This window comes from Leclercia sp. W6, assembly GCF_003336345.1.
Lineage (GTDB): Bacteria > Pseudomonadota > Gammaproteobacteria > Enterobacterales > Enterobacteriaceae > Enterobacter.
Genome location: NZ_CP031104.1, coordinates 824,850 through 842,234 on the forward strand (window position 1 = coordinate 824,850; position 17,385 = coordinate 842,234).

Sequence of the window (17,385 nt, forward strand, 5' to 3'; positions counted from 1 at the left end):
ACATTAACCTTTAGGGGCTCATTATGTATCAGCATCATAACTGGCAAGGCGCCTTGCTGGATTATCCGGTCAGTAAAGTCGTCTGTGTGGGCAGTAATTACGCAAAGCATATTCAGGAAATGGGCAGTGCGGTTCCGGACGAGCCGGTGCTGTTTATTAAACCCGAAACCGCACTCTGCGATATCCGCCAGCCGCTGGTGATCCCGCAGGGGCTGGGATCGGTGCACCACGAAGTGGAACTGGCGGTGCTGATTGGCGCCACGCTGCGCCAGGCCTCTGAGGATCATGTGCAGAAGGCGATTGCCGGTTATGGTGTGGCGCTGGATCTGACCCTGCGCGAGGTGCAGGGCAAAATGAAAAAAGCGGGCCAGCCGTGGGAGAAAGCCAAAGGCTTTGATAATTCTTGTCCCATCTCCGGGTTCGTACCGGCGGCGGAGTTCCAGGACGATCCGCAGAACACGACCCTGAGCCTGAAAATCAATGGCGAAGTGCGTCAGCAGGGCTCTACCTCTGACATGATCCATAAAATTGTGCCACTGATTGCCTATATGAGCCGTTACTTCACCCTGAAACCGGGCGATGTGATCCTCACCGGCACCCCGGAAGGGGTGGGGCCGCTGAACAGCGGCGATGAGCTGGAGCTGGCCGTCAACGGCCTGTCACTGAAAACCCGCGTGCTGTAATCCTCTCTTGCCGCCCCTTTCGGGCGGCAAAACTTGCATCGAGGTGCCAGACTGGTTATAAGGTGCGCTTTATTTTGACGTGTGGACATCCTTATGAGCGAAATCCCTTTCTGGCAAAGCAAAACTCTCGACAACATGACCGACGCCGAGTGGGAATCGCTGTGCGATGGCTGCGGGCAATGCTGCCTGCATAAGCTGATGGATGAAGACTCGGACGAAATCTATTTCACCAATGTCGCCTGTAATCAGCTGAATATCAAAACCTGCCAGTGCCGCAACTACGAGCGGCGTTTCGAGCTGGAGCCGGACTGCATCAAGCTGACCCGTGAGAACCTGCCGACCTTCGAATGGTTGCCCCCGACCTGCGCCTACCGCCTGCTGGCGGAAGGCAAGGATCTGCCGACGTGGCACCCGCTGCTGACCGGTTCCAAAGCGGCGATGCATGGCGAGCGGATCTCCGTGCGTCATATCGCGGTGAAAGAGTCCGAGGTGCGCGACTGGGAAGACCATATTCTGAATCATCCCAACCGCTGATAATAAAAAACCCGCCGAGGCGGGTTTTTTAATGTGCGGCTTTTTTTGCCGGGTGGCGCTGCGCTTACCCGTAGGCCCGTGCAAGCGAAGCGCCGCCGGGCATTAACGGCCAAACAGATCGCGTTTTTTCGCTTTAAACGGCTGGGCAATCAGCACCAGCAGCGCCACGATCAGGTAAGCGGCAAAAATGCCCACCAGCCACTGCGGCATCTCCAGGGTCAGGAATTCCCACTGACGCACGGCGCAGTCACCGGTAGCCACAAAGACCTGCGGCAGCCACTTGTCCAGCGGTAACCAGCTCGGGAAGCTGGCGGCAAAGTCACAGGTCTGGAACGGCGACGGGTGCAGCTGGATCATGGTGTGCTCCCAGGCCAGTTGCAGGCCTTTACCGGCGCTGTAAAGCCAGATAGCAATGGCGCCATAGCGCAGCGGGCTTTTTGGGGCGATGGCGCCCACCAGACCCGCGCCCATTACGCCAAACAGCGCGCAGCGTTCATAGATACAGAGTACGCACGGTTTCAGCATCATCACGTGCTGGAACCATAATGCCACCATTTCTAACACGAAGGCGGTCAGGGCCAACAACAACCACGCCCCGCGACCGCGCGAGCACTGGTTCAAAAATTTCAACATAATCATTTCCCTGGAGCAGGTATAGAAAGCGCAGTGTAAACGAAATCACTTTGCGCACCAGCCTCAGCGCGCAAATATAACGTAATCGGACATTTATCATCCATAAGTGCAGCCGGGCGTTTTACCGCCCGGCCGACTCATTTAATGCGTCGCCAGTATACCTGCCTGCAGCATCCATTGGGTAAAAGGAATGAGGGTAATTTTGACGCACAGCAAACCCACTGCGGTTAACACCAGGCTATAAGGCAGCGCCATCCATACCATCCGGCCATAAGAGAGGCGGATAAGTGGGGCGAGGGTGGAGGTCAGTAAGAACAGGAAGGCCGCCTGACCGTTTGGCGTGGCCACGGAAGGGAGGTTGGTGCCGGTGTTGATCGCCACCGCCAGCAGTTCAAACTGCTCCCGGTCGATGATACCACTCTCCATCGCCGCTTTCGCTTCGTTGATATAGACCGAGCCGACAAACACGTTATCGGAGATGGCCGACAGCAGGCCGTTAAACAGATAAAACAGCGTCAGCTGGGCATCCGGCGCGGCCTGCAGCACGAAGTTGATGATCGGCCCAAACAGGTGCTGATCGACAATCACCGCCACTACCGCGAAAAAGACCGCCAGCAGCGCGGTAAACGGCAGCGCTTCGGTAAAGGCTTTGCCGATGGCATGTTCATCCGTCACGCCGGAGAAGGTGGTCGCCAGGATAATGACCGACAGACCAATCAGCCCCACTTCCGCCAGATGAAACGCCAGGGCGATAATCAGCCAGACGCCAATGATGCCCTGGGAAATCAGCGCCAGCCGCTGCTGACGGGTACGCTGGCTGCGGCTCTCTTCGTCGAAGCGTTGCAGCACATCACGCACCTGCTTCGGCAGCAGGGTGCCGTAACCAAACCACCTGAACTTCTCCACCAGCCAGCAGGTAAGCAGGCCGCACACCAGCACCGGCACGCTGACCGGGGCAACGCGCAGGAAAAATTCGATAAAATTCCAGTCCGCGGCTTTGGCGATAATCAGGTTCTGCGGCTCGCCGACCATGGTCATGACGCCGCCCAGCGCAGTACCCACGCCCGCGTGCATCATCAGGCTGCGCAGAAACGCGCGGAACTGCTCCAGCACGTCGCGCTGGTGGGCATCAACCTGGCTGTCATCCTGCATGCCCGATGCCGGCTGGGAAGAGGCCACCCGGTGATAAATCCCGTAAAAGCCGACGGCGACGCTGATCACCACCGCCACCACGGTCAGGGCATCGAGGAAGGCGGATAAAAAAGCGGCCGCCAGACAGAAGGCCAGCGACAGCAGCGTTTTCGAGGGGATGCTCAACAGCAGGCGGGTAAAAATGAACAGCAGCAGCTGCTTCATAAAGTAGATCCCGGCCACCATAAACATCAGCAGCAGGAGCACTTCCAGGTTGGACGCCAGCTCTTCTCTCACGTGCTCCGCACTGGTCATCCCTATTGCTACTGCCTCGAAAGCCAGCAGGCCGCCCGGCAGCAGGGGATAACACTTCAGCGCCATGGCCAGGGTAAAGATGAACTCTGCCACCAGCAACCAGCCTGCGGCAAAAGGACTCACCATAAAGATAAGCGGGTTAATTACCAGAAAGATAACCAGAGCCAGTTTGTACCAGTCGGGGGACTGACCTAAAAAATTGCGCCACAGGGCGCGACGATACGACATTTCCACAACAGATTTCCTTGCCCGTCACATAATTACGCACTAAGTATACGCAAATGGCACCGGGGAAGGAGTGCAGGCCGCGTTTTTTTAAATGATAAAAATAAAACGGCGATCCCTTTTTTCTCGCGTCGCTGCGCTATCTGCCTCTGTCTGCGTCTGGTATGATGAGTGAATTTTGTAAAAAGCAGTTAATGGAAAATTCACTATGGTCATAAAGGCGCAAAGCCCGGCGGGTTTCGCGGAAGAGTACATTATCGAAAGCATCTGGAACAATCGTTTCCCCCCAGGCTCGATTCTTCCCGCAGAACGCGAACTCTCTGAACTGATTGGCGTCACACGTACCACCTTACGTGAAGTGTTGCAGCGACTGGCACGCGACGGCTGGCTGACGATCCAACACGGCAAACCGACCAAAGTGAATAACTTCTGGGAAACGTCGGGTCTGAATATTCTTGAAACACTCGCGCGCCTCGATCACGAGAGCGTGCCGCAGCTGATCGACAATCTGCTCTCCGTGCGCACCAACATCGCCACCATCTTTATCCGTACGGCGTTTCGCCAGCACCCGGATAAGGCGCAGGAGGTGCTCGCCCGCGCCACGGCGGTTGAAGATCATGCCGACGCCTTTGCGCTGCTGGATTACAACGTCTTCCGCGGGCTGGCGTTTGCCTCCGGCAACCCAATCTATGGCCTGATCCTTAACGGCATGAAAGGGCTCTATACCCGCATCGGTCGTCACTACTTCGCCAATCCGGAAGCCCGCAGCCTCGCGCTCGGCTTCTATCACAAGCTGAGTGAACTCTGCGCCGAAGGTCAGCACGATCAGGTGTATGACACCGTGCGTCGCTACGGTCGCGACAGCGGCGAGATCTGGCACCGGATGCAGAAGACCCTGCCGGGCGATCTCTCCATCCACGGTCGATAAAATAAAAAACCTCTCGCTTGAGAGGTTTTTTTATATGTTTGCCGGGTAAGCGAAGCGCCACCCGGCAAAGAGGCGATACCGACCTACAGGATATTGCCCTTAGGTGGGCAGCGCTCCAGCAACTCCACGCTGCCATCTTCGTTTTGCTGTTCAAGCAGAATGTCAAAGCCCCACAGACGGTGTACGTGCTTCAGCACCTCTTTGCGCCCTTTATCCAGCGGCGCGCGGTTATGCGGAATATAGCGCAGCGTCAGGGAGCGATCCCCGCGCAGATCCACATTCCAGACCTGAATATTCGGCTCTAGGTTGCTTAAGTTGTACTGGGCCGAGAGGCGGGAGCGGATCTCACGGTATCCCTCTTCGTTGTGGATCGCCGAAATCTCCAGATAGTTATTGTGATCGTCATCCAGCACCGTAAACAGGCGGAAATCACGCATCACCTTCGGCGACAGGAACTGGCTGATAAAACTCTCATCTTTAAAGTCGCGCATCGCGAAATGGAGCGTCTCCAGCCAGTCGGAACCAGCGATATCCGGGAACCAGTATTTATCCTCGTCTGTCGGGTTCTGGCAGATGCGCTTGATATCCTGGAACATGGCAAAGCCCAGCGCATAGGGGTTAATGCCGCTGTACCACGGGCTGTTGTAAGGCGGCTGGAACACCACGTTAGTGTGGCTGTGCAGGAACTCTAGCATAAAGCGTTCGGTCACTTTGCCTTCGTCATAGAGGTGATTGAGGATGGTGTAGTGCCAGAAGGTGGCCCAACCTTCGTTCATCACCTGGGTCTGTTTTTGCGGGTAGAAGTACTGGCTCACCTTGCGCACGATGCGCAGGATCTCACGCTGCCACGGCTCCAGCAGCGGGGCGTTCTTCTCCATAAAGTAGAGCAGGTTCTCCTGCGGCTCAGAGGGATAACGGCGTGCTTCGGGGACCGCTTTTTCCTCTTCGCGCTTCGGCAGGGTACGCCACAGGGTATTCACCTGGCTTTGCAGATACTCTTCGCGGCTTTTCTGCCGGGCTTTCTCCTCCTGCAAGGAGATCTTCTGCGGACGTTTGTAGCGATCCACGCCGTAGTTCATCAGCGCATGGCAGGAGTCCAGCAGCTTCTCGACCTCTTCCACCCCGTAGCGCTCTTCGCATTCGGTGATGTAGTTTCGGGCGAAGATCAGGTAATCGACAATCGAGCTGGCGTCGGTCCAGCTGCGGAACAGGTAGTTATTTTTGAAAAACGAGTTGTGTCCGTAGCAGGCGTGCGCCATCACCAGCGCCTGCATGGTGATGGTGTTCTCTTCCATCAGGTAGGCGATACAGGGGTTAGAGTTAATGACAATCTCATAGGCCAGCCCCTGCTGACCGTGCTTGTAGAGCCGTTCGGTCTCAATGAATTTTTTACCAAACGACCAGTGGGTATAGTTAATGGGCATCCCGACGCTGGAGTAAGCGTCCATCATCTGCTCGGAGGTAATCACTTCGATTTGATGGGGATAGGCATCCAGACGGTAGAGTTTTGCCACCCGGTCAATTTCCGCCAGATAGGTGTCCAGCAGCTCGAATGTCCAGTCGGGTCCATCGCTCAGACGAGTGGTGTCCTTATTCATGGAATCAATAGTAGCCATTAGCGCGCCCTCGTTGTTGGTAGCTCTCTCTGTCTGGAGAACCTCTTTTCAAGCATAGAACACGCCATTCAAAAGCGTGCTGGTGCGCTATTTTTTTCTTTGCGATTTCCCGTCGCGGGCATGACGAAAAGGGGGTGGGTAGCAGCATAATCTGCTGGTTAAAAATGCCGCGCAGCAGGAGATGCCAAATACGCCACAGCCCCGTCATAGGGGGAAGGTGTGAGGTAAGTCACCATAAAAAATGCCTATGTTGAATAATATTTTCATCTGGGTTATCAATATGTAACCAGAAGATTGTTCTTTTGCTTATAAATGGAGTGGCTATGCGTGTTGTCATACTGGGAAGTGGCGTCGTTGGTGTGACCAGCGCCTGGTATTTAAGTCAGGCCGGGCATGATGTAACCGTCATTGATCGGGAACCGGGTCCGGCACTGGAGACCAGCGCGGCGAACGCCGGACAAATCTCTCCGGGCTACGCGGCGCCGTGGGCGGCACCGGGCGTACCGCTTAAGGCGATTAAGTGGATGTTCCAGCGCCATGCGCCGCTGGCGATCAGTCTCGACGGCACCCAGTTCCAGCTGAAGTGGATGTGGCAGATGCTGCGCAACTGCGACACCTCGCACTACATGGAAAACAAAGGGCGGATGGTACGTCTGGCGGAGTACAGCCGCGACTGCCTGAAAGCACTGCGTGCCGCCACCGGTATCCAGTATGAAGGCCGTCAGGGTGGCACCCTGCAGCTGTTCCGTACCGCCCAGCAGTACGAAAACGCCACCCGTGATATCGCTGTACTCGAGGACGCGGGCGTCCCGTATCAGCTGCTGGAGGCGAGCCAGCTGGCGCAGGTAGAACCGGCCCTCGCTGAGGTCGCGCATAAGCTGACCGGCGGTCTGCGTCTGCCTAATGACGAGACCGGCGACTGCCAGCTCTTCACCCAGAATCTGGCGCAGATGGCGGAACAGGCGGGGGTGAAATTCCGCTACAACACTTCAGTGGATAAGCTCCTGTACGAAGGGGAGAATATCTACGGCGTACTATGCGGCGATGAGGTGGTGAAAGCCGACGCCTACGTGATGGCTTTTGGCTCTTACTCCACCGCCATGCTGAAAGGGATTGTGGACATTCCGGTCTACCCGCTGAAGGGTTACTCCCTGACCATCCCGGTAAAAGAGGAGAGCGGTGCCCCGGTTTCAACTATCCTTGATGAAACCTACAAAATCGCGATCACCCGTTTTGACAACCGGATCCGCGTGGGAGGAATGGCGGAAATCGTCGGCTTTAACACTGAACTGCTGAAACCACGTCGGGAAACGCTGGAGATGGTCGTTGGCGATCTCTTCCCGCGCGGCGGCTTTATCGAACAGGCGACCTTCTGGACCGGGCTGCGTCCAATGACCCCGGACGGCACCCCAGTGGTCGGGCGGACACCGTTTAAAAACCTGTGGCTAAACACCGGACACGGTACGCTGGGCTGGACAATGGCCTGCGGTTCAGGGCAGCTACTCAGTGATTTGATCTCCGGGCGCACACCCGCTATTCCGTTTGATGATTTAAGCGTCGCGCGCTACCGTCCGGGTTTCACGCCGTCACGTCCACAACATTTACACGGCGCGCATAACTAACAAGGAGTCGTCATGTCCCGTCCTGTTCTGGCTCAGATGGATCTGCAGGCCCTGAAGGATAATCTGCAAATTGTCCGTCGCGCTGCGCCCGCTTCACGCGTCTGGACCGTGGTCAAAGCTAATGCTTACGGCCACGGTCTGGACCGCATCTGGAGCGCGTTAAGCGCAACGGATGGTTTTGCGCTGCTCAACCTTGAAGAGGCGATCCTGCTGCGCGAGCGCGGCTGGAAAGGGCCGATTCTGATGCTCGAAGGCTTCTTCCACAGCGATGAACTGCCGCTGTTTGATAAGTACCGCCTGACCACCAGCGTGCACAGCAACTGGCAGGTCAAGGCGCTACAGAATGCGAAGCTGCATGCTCCGCTCGATATCTACCTGAAAATGAACAGCGGGATGAACCGGCTCGGTTTCCAGCCGGAGCGCGTGCACAGCGTCTGGCAACAGCTGCGGGCGCTGAAGAACGTCGGCGAAATGACCCTGATGGCCCATTTTGCCGATGCGGAAAAGACGGAGGGCATTGTCGAACCGATGAAGCGCATCGAGCAGGCAGCGGAAGGTCTGGCCTGTCCGCGTTCGCTTTCCAACTCGGCGGCGACGCTCTGGCATCCGGAGGCGCATTTTGACTGGGTGCGTCCGGGGATCATCCTCTACGGCGCCTCGCCGTCGGGTCAGTGGCAGGATATCGCCAACAGCGGCCTGAAGCCGGTGATGACCCTGCGCAGTGAGATCATTGGCGTCCAGACGCTGAAAGCGGGGGATACCGTGGGTTACGGCAGCCGCTATCGTGCGTCGGGCGAACAGCGGATCGGCATCGTCGCCGGGGGATATGCCGACGGCTATCCGCGCGTTGCCCCTTCCGGTACCCCGGTATGGGTGGACGGCGTGCGCACCGGCACGGTCGGCACGGTGTCAATGGATATGCTGGCGATTGATCTGACGCCGTGCCCGCATGCGGGGATCGGTACGCCGGTTGAGCTGTGGGGCAACGAGGTGAAAGTGGACGATGTTGCCGCCGCCGCGGGCACCGTCGGATATGAGTTGTTAACGGCGTTAGCGCCACGAGTACCGATCGTCGTTGTGTAACATCGCCCGGCGGCGCTACGCTTGCCGGGCCTACAAAACCCGTAGGCCGGGTAAGGCGTAGCCGCCACCCGGCAAACCGGCCTACTCTTCGGCATCCTCCGCCACGCGCACGCCCACCCTCAGCACCGCGTTATCCTCTTTCTCTGCCACCGTCCAGATCATTCCGGCAAACTCTACCTGGTCACCCACGACCGGCGCGGCGCCGAGCTGCTTCTGCACGATCTCACCCAGGGTCTGCTGGTTATCGCGATACTCCAGCCCGACGTCCAGGCCGTAGATCAACGCCACGTCGGCAAATTTGGCGCCAGCTTCCAGGATAAAGTCGCCGAAGAAGCGCTGGTCCAGCGCCACCGGCGGCGACTGGCTAAAGAGCTTGCCGAGGGCAGGAAGATCGTGCTCGCGGCCAATGACGCAGAGGATATCCCCCTCCCGCAGCCGGGTGCTGCCGGTGGGGTGCAGGAGGGCGTTATCCCGGAAGAGGGCGGCAATACGCGTCTCGGCGGGCATATGCAGATCCCGCAGCGAGGCGCCCACGCACCACTTATCGGCGCTGAGCTGGTAAACAAACTGCTCCCAGGGATTCTCAGGATGAAGATCCAGCCCGACGCGGGAGACCGGCCAGCCCACCGGTGGGATCACCACTTTCGCCTTTTTCGCCGCCCACGACAGCGACGTGCCCTGGAACAGCAGTGACACCAGCACCACGAAGAACGCCACGTTGAAGAACAGACGGGAATTATCCAGCCCGGCCATCATCGGGAACACCGCGAGGATGATCGGCACCGCACCGCGCAGCCCAACCCAGCTGATAAACACCCGCTCGCGCAGGTTAAAACCTTTGAAAGGCAGCAGCCCGGCGAAGACCGACAGCGGACGGGCAAAGAAGATCATCCACAGTGACAGCATCAGCGCCGGAACGGCAATCGGCAGCAGATCCGACGGCGTCACCAGCAACCCCAGCACCAGGAACATGCCAATCTGTGCCAGCCAGGCCAGGCCATCGAAGTTTTGCAGAATGCCAAAGCGGTTGCGGATTGGACGGTTGCCGAGCAGGAAACCGCAGAGATAGACCGCCAGAATGCCGCTGCCGTCCAGCGCCGTGGTGAGGGCGAAAATCAAAATCCCGCCGCTCAGCGCCAGCAGCGGATAGAGCCCGCCAGGGAGCGAGATGCGGTTGATCATCTGTTGCAGCAGATAGCCGCCGCCAAGGCCAAAGAGGATACCCAGACCAAACTGTTGAATGATGTGCCAGGCGAACACCCAGCTCAGGCCGGTTTCATGCTGCTGGATCATCTCAATCAGGGTGATGGTGAGAAACACCGCCATCGGATCGTTACTGCCGGATTCAATCTCCAGCGTCGAGCCGACACGTTCGTTCAGCCCTTTGCCGCCCAGCAGGGAGAAGACCGCCGCGGCATCGGTAGACCCGACAATCGCGCCAATCAGTAACCCTTCCATCAGGTCAAGGTGGAACAGCCACGCCGCCATCATCCCGGTGAGGCCGGAGGTGATCAGCACCCCGACCGTCGCCAGCGACAGGGCCGGGCCCAGCGCCACGCGAAACGAACTGGCCTGGGTGCGCATGCCGCCATCCAGCAGGATCACCGCCAGGGCGAGGTTACTGATCATGTACGCAAACGGGTAGTTGTCGAAGGGAATACCCCCGACGCCATCAACCCCCGCCAGCATGCCGATGGCGAGGAAAATAACCAGAATGGGGATGCCGAGACGTGACGAAAACGAACTCAATAAAATACTACAGGTTACAAGAACTGAACCCAGGATAAAAAGACTGATTATTGCTGCGGCATCCAATGTGTGCGTACTCCCTGCCTGACGCGATGACTGTTAGTAAAACCCTACCATATTAACACCCCTTGCAGGGCGGAAATCCGGTACTTCCGGGGCTTTTTTTACGCCCGAAGCACCGGATGCCCGCTCAGGGTTAAACGACTGCTGCCCGGCGCATGAACCAGCGTCGCCTGCGCACCGAGCGGCAGGGTAACGGTTCGTTGCTCATGGCCGAAGTCGAGCCCGCTGATAACCGGCACCGATACCCGGGAGCGCAGATAATCGACCATGGTCGCCAGATCGTATCCGGCATCGTAATCGTTAGGGGTCGCGCCGCTGAAGCTGCCGAGCACAATCGCCTGCTGACGATCCAGAATACCCGCGTGATGCAGCTGGAGGAGCATACGTTCGACGCGGAACGGATGCTCATTGATATCCTCCAGCACCAGGATGCCGTTCTCAATAGCGGGCAGCCAGCGGGTGCCAATAAGTGACACGACCATCGCCAGATTGCCACCCCACAGCTGGCCTTCGCACGCACACGATGGGCCATCGCCCTGCCACTCAACGGAGTAGGTACTGTTGCCGAGCGCCCGCCAGAAATGGTCTACCGTAAAGGCGTTCAGCTCCAGGGCGCCAAAATTGCCCGCCAGCATCGGGCCGCTAAAGGTGATGACGTTGTGCAGCGCCAGCAGGCCGAGCTGGATCACGGTGAAATCACTGTGGCCGCAAATCAGCAACGGATCCTGCTGCTGGCGTTTCGCCAGGCCCTGCCAGTCAATCTGTTCCAGCAGGCGGCTGGCGCCGTACCCGCCGCGCACCGGCAGCACTATCTGGTCGGCGCCCGGCAGGTGGACAAGAGCGTTGATATCATTCAGGCGCTCTGCCTCGGTGCCAGCAAAACGCTGCTGGCGGCGGGGTATAATCGTCTGATTTTTTACCTGATGGCCGTCGTCCAGTAACCGCGCCACGCCCCGCTGCGCCGCCTCCTGATTAATGCAGTACCCTGATGGTGCAATGAGATGAAACTGAGACATGGCATTTCCTTGCTGACTTATAAACTTAAATATATATATCATGCCGCCTGAGCGCGTCCTTCATCAAGCGGAGGATAGAGTAACAGCGATGAATGACCATAAGGACAGATGACGTGAAATTGAGATGGTTTGCTTTTTTGATTGTGTTACTTGCAGGCTGTAGTTCAAAGCAGGATTACCAGAAACCGGAATGGAACCCGGAAGTCCCGGTCAAACGGGCGATGCAGTGGATGCCGATCAGTGAAAAAGCCGGTGAGGCCTGGGGAGTCAGCCCGCGGCTCATCACCGCCATCATTGCGGTGGAGTCGGGCGGGAACCCGAACCTGGTGAGTAAATCGAACGCGGTGGGTCTGATGCAGCTGAAAGCCTCCACCGCCGGGCGTGAGGTCTACCGGCACATGGGCTGGAGCGGGCAACCCTCTACCAGCGAGCTGAAGAATCCGGAACGCAACATCTCGATGGGTACCGCCTACCTGAGCATTCTGGAGCACGGGATCCTGAACGGTATTGAGGATCCGGAGGTGATGCAGTATGCGCTGGTGGTTTCATACGTGAACGGCGCGGGCGCGCTGTTGCGCACCTTCTCGTCGGATCGCAAAAAAGCGATCGCCGAAATCAATGACATGGACAAAGACGAATTCTTTGATCATGTCGTCAATAACCATCCCGCCCCGCAGGCTCCGCGCTATATCTGGAAAGTACAGAAAGCGATGGACGCCATGTAATCTGTTGCCGGGCAGCCACGTGCTGCCCGGTGGCGATTAACGCACTTTGTTGGCACGTTCCCGCGCTTCACGCTCCAGCGAGTAGATAATTTTCTGCAGTTCACGCTCAGGACCCGGCCCGACGTTGAGAAAACGGAAGCTCAGACGCGGCGTGGTGATGGTTTCGTTTTTGCTGTCCACCACTTTACGTTCGCTCACGGTTATCAGCTGCGCATCGAAAAAGAAGCGACCCCAGCCGCCCATATCCAGCTCGATCTGCGAAAAACGCATCCCCTCCACCAGGCCTTCGGGTTTGGCGGTATCCATCAGCGCGCCCATGCCGCCCAGCGACAGATCGTGCAGACGGAAACGAATGACGCTCTTATCAGGCATTCTGGCTTTGCAGAAGTAGGCCGGATGCAGCGGGGCATTGATGCGGAAATATTCCCGGCGCTGAATGCACCATACGGAGGCCGGCAGCGGCGAGATAAAAGCAGGCAGCGTCTGGTAGTCACCCTGTTCCACCTTCGGCAGGTCGAACTCGACTTTGGCCCCCTGGGTATCGGCGGCCACGGTGATATTCTCCGCGCGTAACACCGAGCGGTTTTCAAACTCCTGACTGCCCAAATCCATGATCAGCCGTTCCGGGGTAGCATCCAGGATTTTGCTGATGAACTGGTTGTTCCCCCAGCTGATACGGACGGGAACGTCATTTTTTTGCAGATCGCGTAATACACCCAATACAGCCAGCGGATTAGTTTTCAGGAACTGCTCACTGTAATTACTCACGCCCCAGGGCTCCTCGATAGATGACAGTCTGTGGATGCGTTATCGGCAGCGGGCCGCGGAACTTAATACAAACCGGCAATTTTTTTTCGCCTGAATCGCAATTAAGTCGGTGTAGTAAAACTGATTTCCGGCGATTGCCTATACTTACTATTACCTGCGCGGGCGGGTGTCCTGCGCAAGCTTAACTCTGCAAGAGGGCAACACTATGGGTATCATCGCCTGGATTGTATTTGGTCTGATTGCTGGCGTTATCGCAAAGTTCATCATGCCGGGACGTGATGGCGGCGGCTTTATTGTGACCTGTATCCTTGGGATCATCGGTGCGGTTGTCGGCGGCTGGCTGGCAACCATGTTTGGCATCGGCGGCAGTGTATCCGGATTTAACCTGCAAAGTTTTCTGGTGGCTGTGGTGGGTGCCATTCTGGTACTTCTTATCTACAGGATGGTACGACGCGCCTGAAACCGATAAAACGGCTCTTTTACAAGAGCCGTTTTTTTATGGGCAGAACCTGGACAGTATGCCGGGTGGCGGATTCGCCTAACCCGGCCTGGAGGTTACTGCTGGCCGACACTTTTCTGCGTTTCTGTCGGATCATCGTTAGCCGCTGGCTGGTCGGTGGTTGCCGGTGGCGTAGTGGTGGTCGACGAGTTATTTGAGGCCGGAGGCGTGGTGGTTGTCGACGTGCCATTGGAGGCCGGTGGCGTGGTGGTGGTCGACGTGCCATTGGAGGCCGGAGGCGTCGTGGTGGTCGACGTGTCATTGGAGTCCGGTGGCGTCGTGGTTGTCGACGTGTCATTAGAAGCCGGTGGCGTTGTGGTCGTTGACGGGTTAGTTGTCGACGGGGTGCTTGTCGCCGCTGGCTGGTCGCTAGTGGTGGATGTGCCATTCGCCGTAGGTTGTGCGCCGGTAGTCGATGGGGTGGTGGTTACCGAACCCTCATTGGCCGCGGGTCGCGTGGCGGGCACTTTGTCGCATGGGTTCGCCTGCGGACAGACCAGATCCAACATTTTCAGCGTCACGCCGTTGGTCCAGCCGAAGCCATCCTGCAGCGGGTATTCACCGCCGCCGCCGCCAGTGCCGGTGGTGGAAACATCATATTTCTCCACCAGCTTCTGCTCGCGATCGTAGGTGTGCTGTACGTTGGTGAGGAAGCGCCACGTCACGTCCATCGCCACTTTATCCTGCCCGTAGTTCTGCAATCCTTCAGTGGCGACCCACTGCAACGGCGCCCAGCCGTTAGGGGCATCCCACTGTTGGCCGCTGTTAACGGTGGTGGTCGAAATGCCCCCTGCTTTCAGCAACTGGGCTTCAGCAGCAGAGGCGGTTTTGTCCGCGCGTTCCTGCGAGGCGGCCTTGACGTAGAGAGGGAACAGCGCAGCGGCGGTCAGCTGATTACGTACCTGTTTGGTTTTCAGATCGTAATCGGCGTACCAGCCCTCTTTGTCGTTCCACAGATAGCGCTCCATCGCTTTCTGACGATCGGAGGCCAGGCCCTCGTAACGGCTGGCTGCGGCACTGTCACCGCCGTCCTGGCTGGCCTTCGCCAGCAGTTTCTCCATCTTGAACATCAGGGCGTTTAGATCCACCGGCACGATACTGGTGGTGCGGATCGTCCCCAGCTGCTGCGGATCGTCCATCCAGCGTGAGCTAAAGTCCCAGCCGGAGGCGGCGGCGGAGCGCAGATCCCGGTAGATCTCGGTTGCCGGACGGCTGGGGTATTTTTTCGCGGTGTTGATGTCATCCAGCCACGATTCCGGGCGCGGCGTATCGCGATCGTCCCAGTAGCGGTTAAGCACGGCGCCATCGTCGAGCTTCACCACCCGCTGGCTGGCCTGGCCCGGCTGAAGGGCATCTACCCCCTCCATCCAGTAGGCGTACTCTTTTTCCATCTGCGGACGGTATTTTTTCAGCGCCTCTTTATCGTGCGTCGCCAGCAGTTCCACCATCAGGGCAAAGAACGGTGGCTGGGAGCGGCTCAGGTAGTAGCTGCGGTTACCGTTGGGGATATGGCCCCAGCTGTCCAGTTCGTAGGCGAAGTTGTCCACCATACTGGAGACTTTGTCCCAGTGGCCGCTCTCGGCCAGCCCCAGCATGGTGAAGTAGCTGTCCCAGTAGTAGATCTCGCGAAAACGTCCGCCTGGCACAACGTAAGGCTTCGGCAGCGGCAGCAGGGAATCCCACTTTCCGGCGCTGGAGGTAGTGCGCGTCAGCACCGGCCACAGACCGTCAATGTGCGCCCGTAAGCTCTGCCCGGCAGGTGGCACATATTTTTCTTTCTCGGTCGGCAGGGTGAAGTTCACCTCCACAAAGTGGCGCAGATCAAAGCCGGACTGTTTGCGCTGCATGTGGTAGTCGGCAAGGATCGTCTGGGGATCGTTTTTCGGTACCGCATCGGCGAAGGTCTTTTGATCCGGGAAGAGTTTGGCGGTTTGCACATCGTTAAACAGCGGGCCAAACAGAATGTCTGGTGGTTGTTTCCGGGTGCCGGACGGTTCTTCCGCATAGCTAAAGGCAGTTATCCCAAGCAGGATGCCGCCAATCGCCAGCCGCAATGCTGTTTGCTGCTGAGGTCTCATCATGGTTGTTCTCCTGGGTTCTTTGGGCAGCGCGACCGCTGCCATCAATCACCTGAAAACCTTAGACGAATATTTGTCACTTCGCGTGTCGGAGGTAACACTTTGCACAAAACCAGACTATTTACCGTTGCGTATTCAGGAGGCGGAATTCACGCGAAAAATATATAAGCGGTGCGATCTATTTATCGCGTAAATAACCATTAAACACGCGGATCACATAAAGCGAAAATCATAACTTCTTAGCGAGAAAACATAATAGATTGCTTTGGAAGGGATATGGAAATTATGTCGGCAGCAACATCAAACTGACTGAAAAATACAGGGAGAGACCTGAAATGTCGGCAACGGAAAAATTAACGGTAAAAGAGAAAATAGGCTACAGCCTCGGCGATGCGGCCAGCCATATCGTCTTTGACTCCTCAGTGGCGATCCTCGCCTATTTCTATACGGATATCTACGGGCTGCCGCCCGCAGTGATGGGGACAATGTTTTTACTGGTCAGGCTGCTGGATGCCATCACCGACCCGATAATGGGAGCGATTGCAGATGCTACCTCCTCACGCTGGGGACGCTTTCGTCCGTGGCTGCTGGCGATCTGCGGCCCGTTCGCGGTCAGCTGCGTACTGGTCTATACCATCCCGTCCTTTTCTGACAGCGGTAAAGTGGTCTATGCCGTGGCGGCCTATATCTTTATGACCCTGATGTATACCGCCATCAATATTCCTTACTGCTCGCTGGGCGCGGCACTTACTTCCGATCCGCGGGAAAACCTCTCTTTGCAATCCTGGCGTTTTGCCATCACCCCCTTGGGCGGCGCGCTGGGCACCGCCTGCATTCTGCCGCTGGCGGATTATCTCTATCCTCAGGATCGCGCGAGCGGCATTCAGATGGCGATGGCCATTTTCGGGGTGATTGGCTGCCTGATGTTTATCATCTGTTTCGCCACCACCAAAGAGCGCGTCCAGCCCATCAAAGAAGAAAATCTGAATGTCGTCCGTGACGTCAAAATTCTGTTTCGCAATGAGCAGTGGCGCATTCTGTCCATTTACAACTTCATGATGCTGGTGGCGGTGGTGATCCGCGGCGGCGCGGTGGTCTATTACGTCAATACCGTGCTGCGTCAGGGCTCCACTATTATCTCGCTGTTTATGCTGGGCGGGATGATCGCCTCAATGCTGGGCTCGGCGCTGGCGCAGCCGCTGGGTTCCCGGTTCTGCAAAATCAAAATCTCATTCTGGATAAACCTGCTCAACGCCGGGCTGGGCATCGTCTGCTTCTGGTTGCCGGTGCAATACTGGCTGATTCCGCTGGTGGCCCATTTTCTTATCCAGACGGTGCAGGGCGGAAACGGCGCGCTGCAGTGGTCCATGATCACCGACGCCAATAATTACGGCGAGTGGAAAACCCAGCGGCGAATTACCGGCATGAATGTCGCGGCCAATATTTTTGTCATTAAATTAGGCGTGGCTGTCGGCGGCGCTATTCTGGGCTGGGTTCTGGCCGGGTTTGAATATCAAGCCAGCGCAGCGGTGCAATCCCCTCAGGCGGTGCAGGGGGTTGTCTGGTTATTTACCCTTATCCCCTCGCTCTTTTATCTGTTGACCGCGCTGGCAATTAAATTCTACCGCCTCGATGAACAGGTAATGAATACCGTGGTGACAGATTTAAATAACGGAAAATTTGCAAAACCCTAATGTAACAGTGGAATCAACAATAA

14 protein-coding genes and 1 pseudogene are annotated in these 17,385 nt (G+C 57.3%); 8 read left to right on the forward strand and 7 right to left on the reverse strand.

Going from position 1 to position 17,385, the window contains the following annotated elements; all coding sequences use genetic code 11:
* Positions 1-23: 23 nt before the first annotated feature.
* Positions 24-683 carry a fumarylacetoacetate hydrolase family protein gene (locus tag DVA43_RS04105; protein ID WP_114314661.1) on the forward strand — a complete coding sequence of 220 codons (660 nt, stop codon included), beginning with the start codon at positions 24-26 and terminating at the stop codon, positions 681-683.
* Between the two features lie 93 nt (positions 684-776).
* Positions 777-1,217, forward strand: coding sequence for a YcgN family cysteine cluster protein (locus DVA43_RS04110; protein ID WP_114314662.1), 441 nt, complete (start codon positions 777-779; stop codon positions 1,215-1,217).
* A gap of 102 nt (positions 1,218-1,319) precedes the next feature.
* On the opposite strand, the gene dsbB is transcribed toward DVA43_RS04110, so the two are convergent.
* Together dsbB and nhaB are read right to left on the reverse strand one after the other, a co-directional pair.
* Positions 1,320-1,850, reverse strand: a complete 531-nt coding sequence (gene dsbB, locus DVA43_RS04115) for a disulfide bond formation protein DsbB (protein ID WP_114314663.1) — start codon at positions 1,848-1,850, stop codon at positions 1,320-1,322.
* 141 nt (positions 1,851-1,991) lie between these two features.
* Entirely contained in the window at positions 1,992-3,530 is a 1,539-nt protein-coding gene (gene nhaB, locus DVA43_RS04120) for a sodium/proton antiporter NhaB (protein WP_114314664.1), read from the reverse strand.
* Between the two features lie 199 nt (positions 3,531-3,729).
* Between nhaB and fadR the strand changes: the two genes are divergently transcribed.
* A complete protein-coding gene (gene fadR / locus DVA43_RS04125; protein ID WP_103822336.1) occupies positions 3,730-4,449 on the forward strand; it encodes a fatty acid metabolism transcriptional regulator FadR in 720 nt (239 codons plus the stop codon).
* Positions 4,450-4,532: 83 nt separating this feature from the next.
* Here the strand turns inward: fadR and DVA43_RS04130 are convergent, their stop codons facing one another.
* Entirely contained in the window at positions 4,533-6,065 is a 1,533-nt protein-coding gene (locus DVA43_RS04130; RefSeq protein ID WP_103180003.1) for a SpoVR family protein, read from the reverse strand.
* A 323-nt stretch (positions 6,066-6,388) separates the two neighbouring features.
* Between DVA43_RS04130 and DVA43_RS04135 the strand changes: the two genes are divergently transcribed.
* Together DVA43_RS04135 and dadX are read left to right on the forward strand one after the other, a co-directional pair.
* Positions 6,389-7,687: a D-amino acid dehydrogenase gene (locus tag DVA43_RS04135; protein ID WP_114314665.1), complete on the forward strand. Its 1,299-nt coding sequence runs from the start codon at positions 6,389-6,391 to the stop codon at positions 7,685-7,687.
* Positions 7,688-7,699: 12 nt separating this feature from the next.
* Positions 7,700-8,770: a catabolic alanine racemase DadX gene (dadX, locus tag DVA43_RS04140; RefSeq protein WP_103180001.1), complete on the forward strand. Its 1,071-nt coding sequence runs from the start codon at positions 7,700-7,702 to the stop codon at positions 8,768-8,770.
* An 81-nt stretch (positions 8,771-8,851) separates the two neighbouring features.
* Here dadX and DVA43_RS04145 read toward each other — a convergent pair whose 3' ends face one another.
* Positions 8,852-10,585, reverse strand: a complete 1,734-nt coding sequence (locus tag DVA43_RS04145) for a potassium/proton antiporter (RefSeq protein WP_114314666.1) — start codon at positions 10,583-10,585, stop codon at positions 8,852-8,854.
* Between the two features lie 98 nt (positions 10,586-10,683).
* Positions 10,684-11,598, reverse strand: coding sequence for a muramoyltetrapeptide carboxypeptidase (ldcA, locus tag DVA43_RS04150; RefSeq protein WP_114314667.1), 915 nt, complete (start codon positions 11,596-11,598; stop codon positions 10,684-10,686).
* A gap of 113 nt (positions 11,599-11,711) precedes the next feature.
* Between ldcA and emtA the strand changes: the two genes are divergently transcribed.
* On the forward strand, positions 11,712-12,323 hold the full coding sequence (gene emtA, locus DVA43_RS04155) for a membrane-bound lytic murein transglycosylase EmtA (protein ID WP_103179998.1): 612 nt from the start codon (positions 11,712-11,714) through the stop codon (positions 12,321-12,323).
* A gap of 36 nt (positions 12,324-12,359) precedes the next feature.
* Here emtA and DVA43_RS04160 read toward each other — a convergent pair whose 3' ends face one another.
* Positions 12,360-13,091, reverse strand: a complete 732-nt coding sequence (locus tag DVA43_RS04160; RefSeq protein ID WP_103822332.1) for a flagellar brake protein — start codon at positions 13,089-13,091, stop codon at positions 12,360-12,362.
* A gap of 205 nt (positions 13,092-13,296) precedes the next feature.
* Between DVA43_RS04160 and DVA43_RS04165 the strand changes: the two genes are divergently transcribed.
* Positions 13,297-13,551: a GlsB/YeaQ/YmgE family stress response membrane protein gene (locus tag DVA43_RS04165; RefSeq protein WP_103179996.1), complete on the forward strand. Its 255-nt coding sequence runs from the start codon at positions 13,297-13,299 to the stop codon at positions 13,549-13,551.
* A 476-nt stretch (positions 13,552-14,027) separates the two neighbouring features.
* On the opposite strand, the pseudogene DVA43_RS04170 reads toward DVA43_RS04165, so the two are convergent.
* Positions 14,028-15,671: pseudogene (locus tag DVA43_RS04170) on the reverse strand (alpha,alpha-trehalase); the annotation flags it as partial.
* 332 nt (positions 15,672-16,003) lie between these two features.
* Here DVA43_RS04170 and DVA43_RS04175 point away from each other — a divergent pair.
* A complete protein-coding gene (locus DVA43_RS04175) occupies positions 16,004-17,362 on the forward strand; it encodes a glycoside-pentoside-hexuronide (GPH):cation symporter (protein WP_114314668.1) in 1,359 nt (452 codons plus the stop codon).
* Positions 17,363-17,385 lie beyond the last annotated feature (23 nt).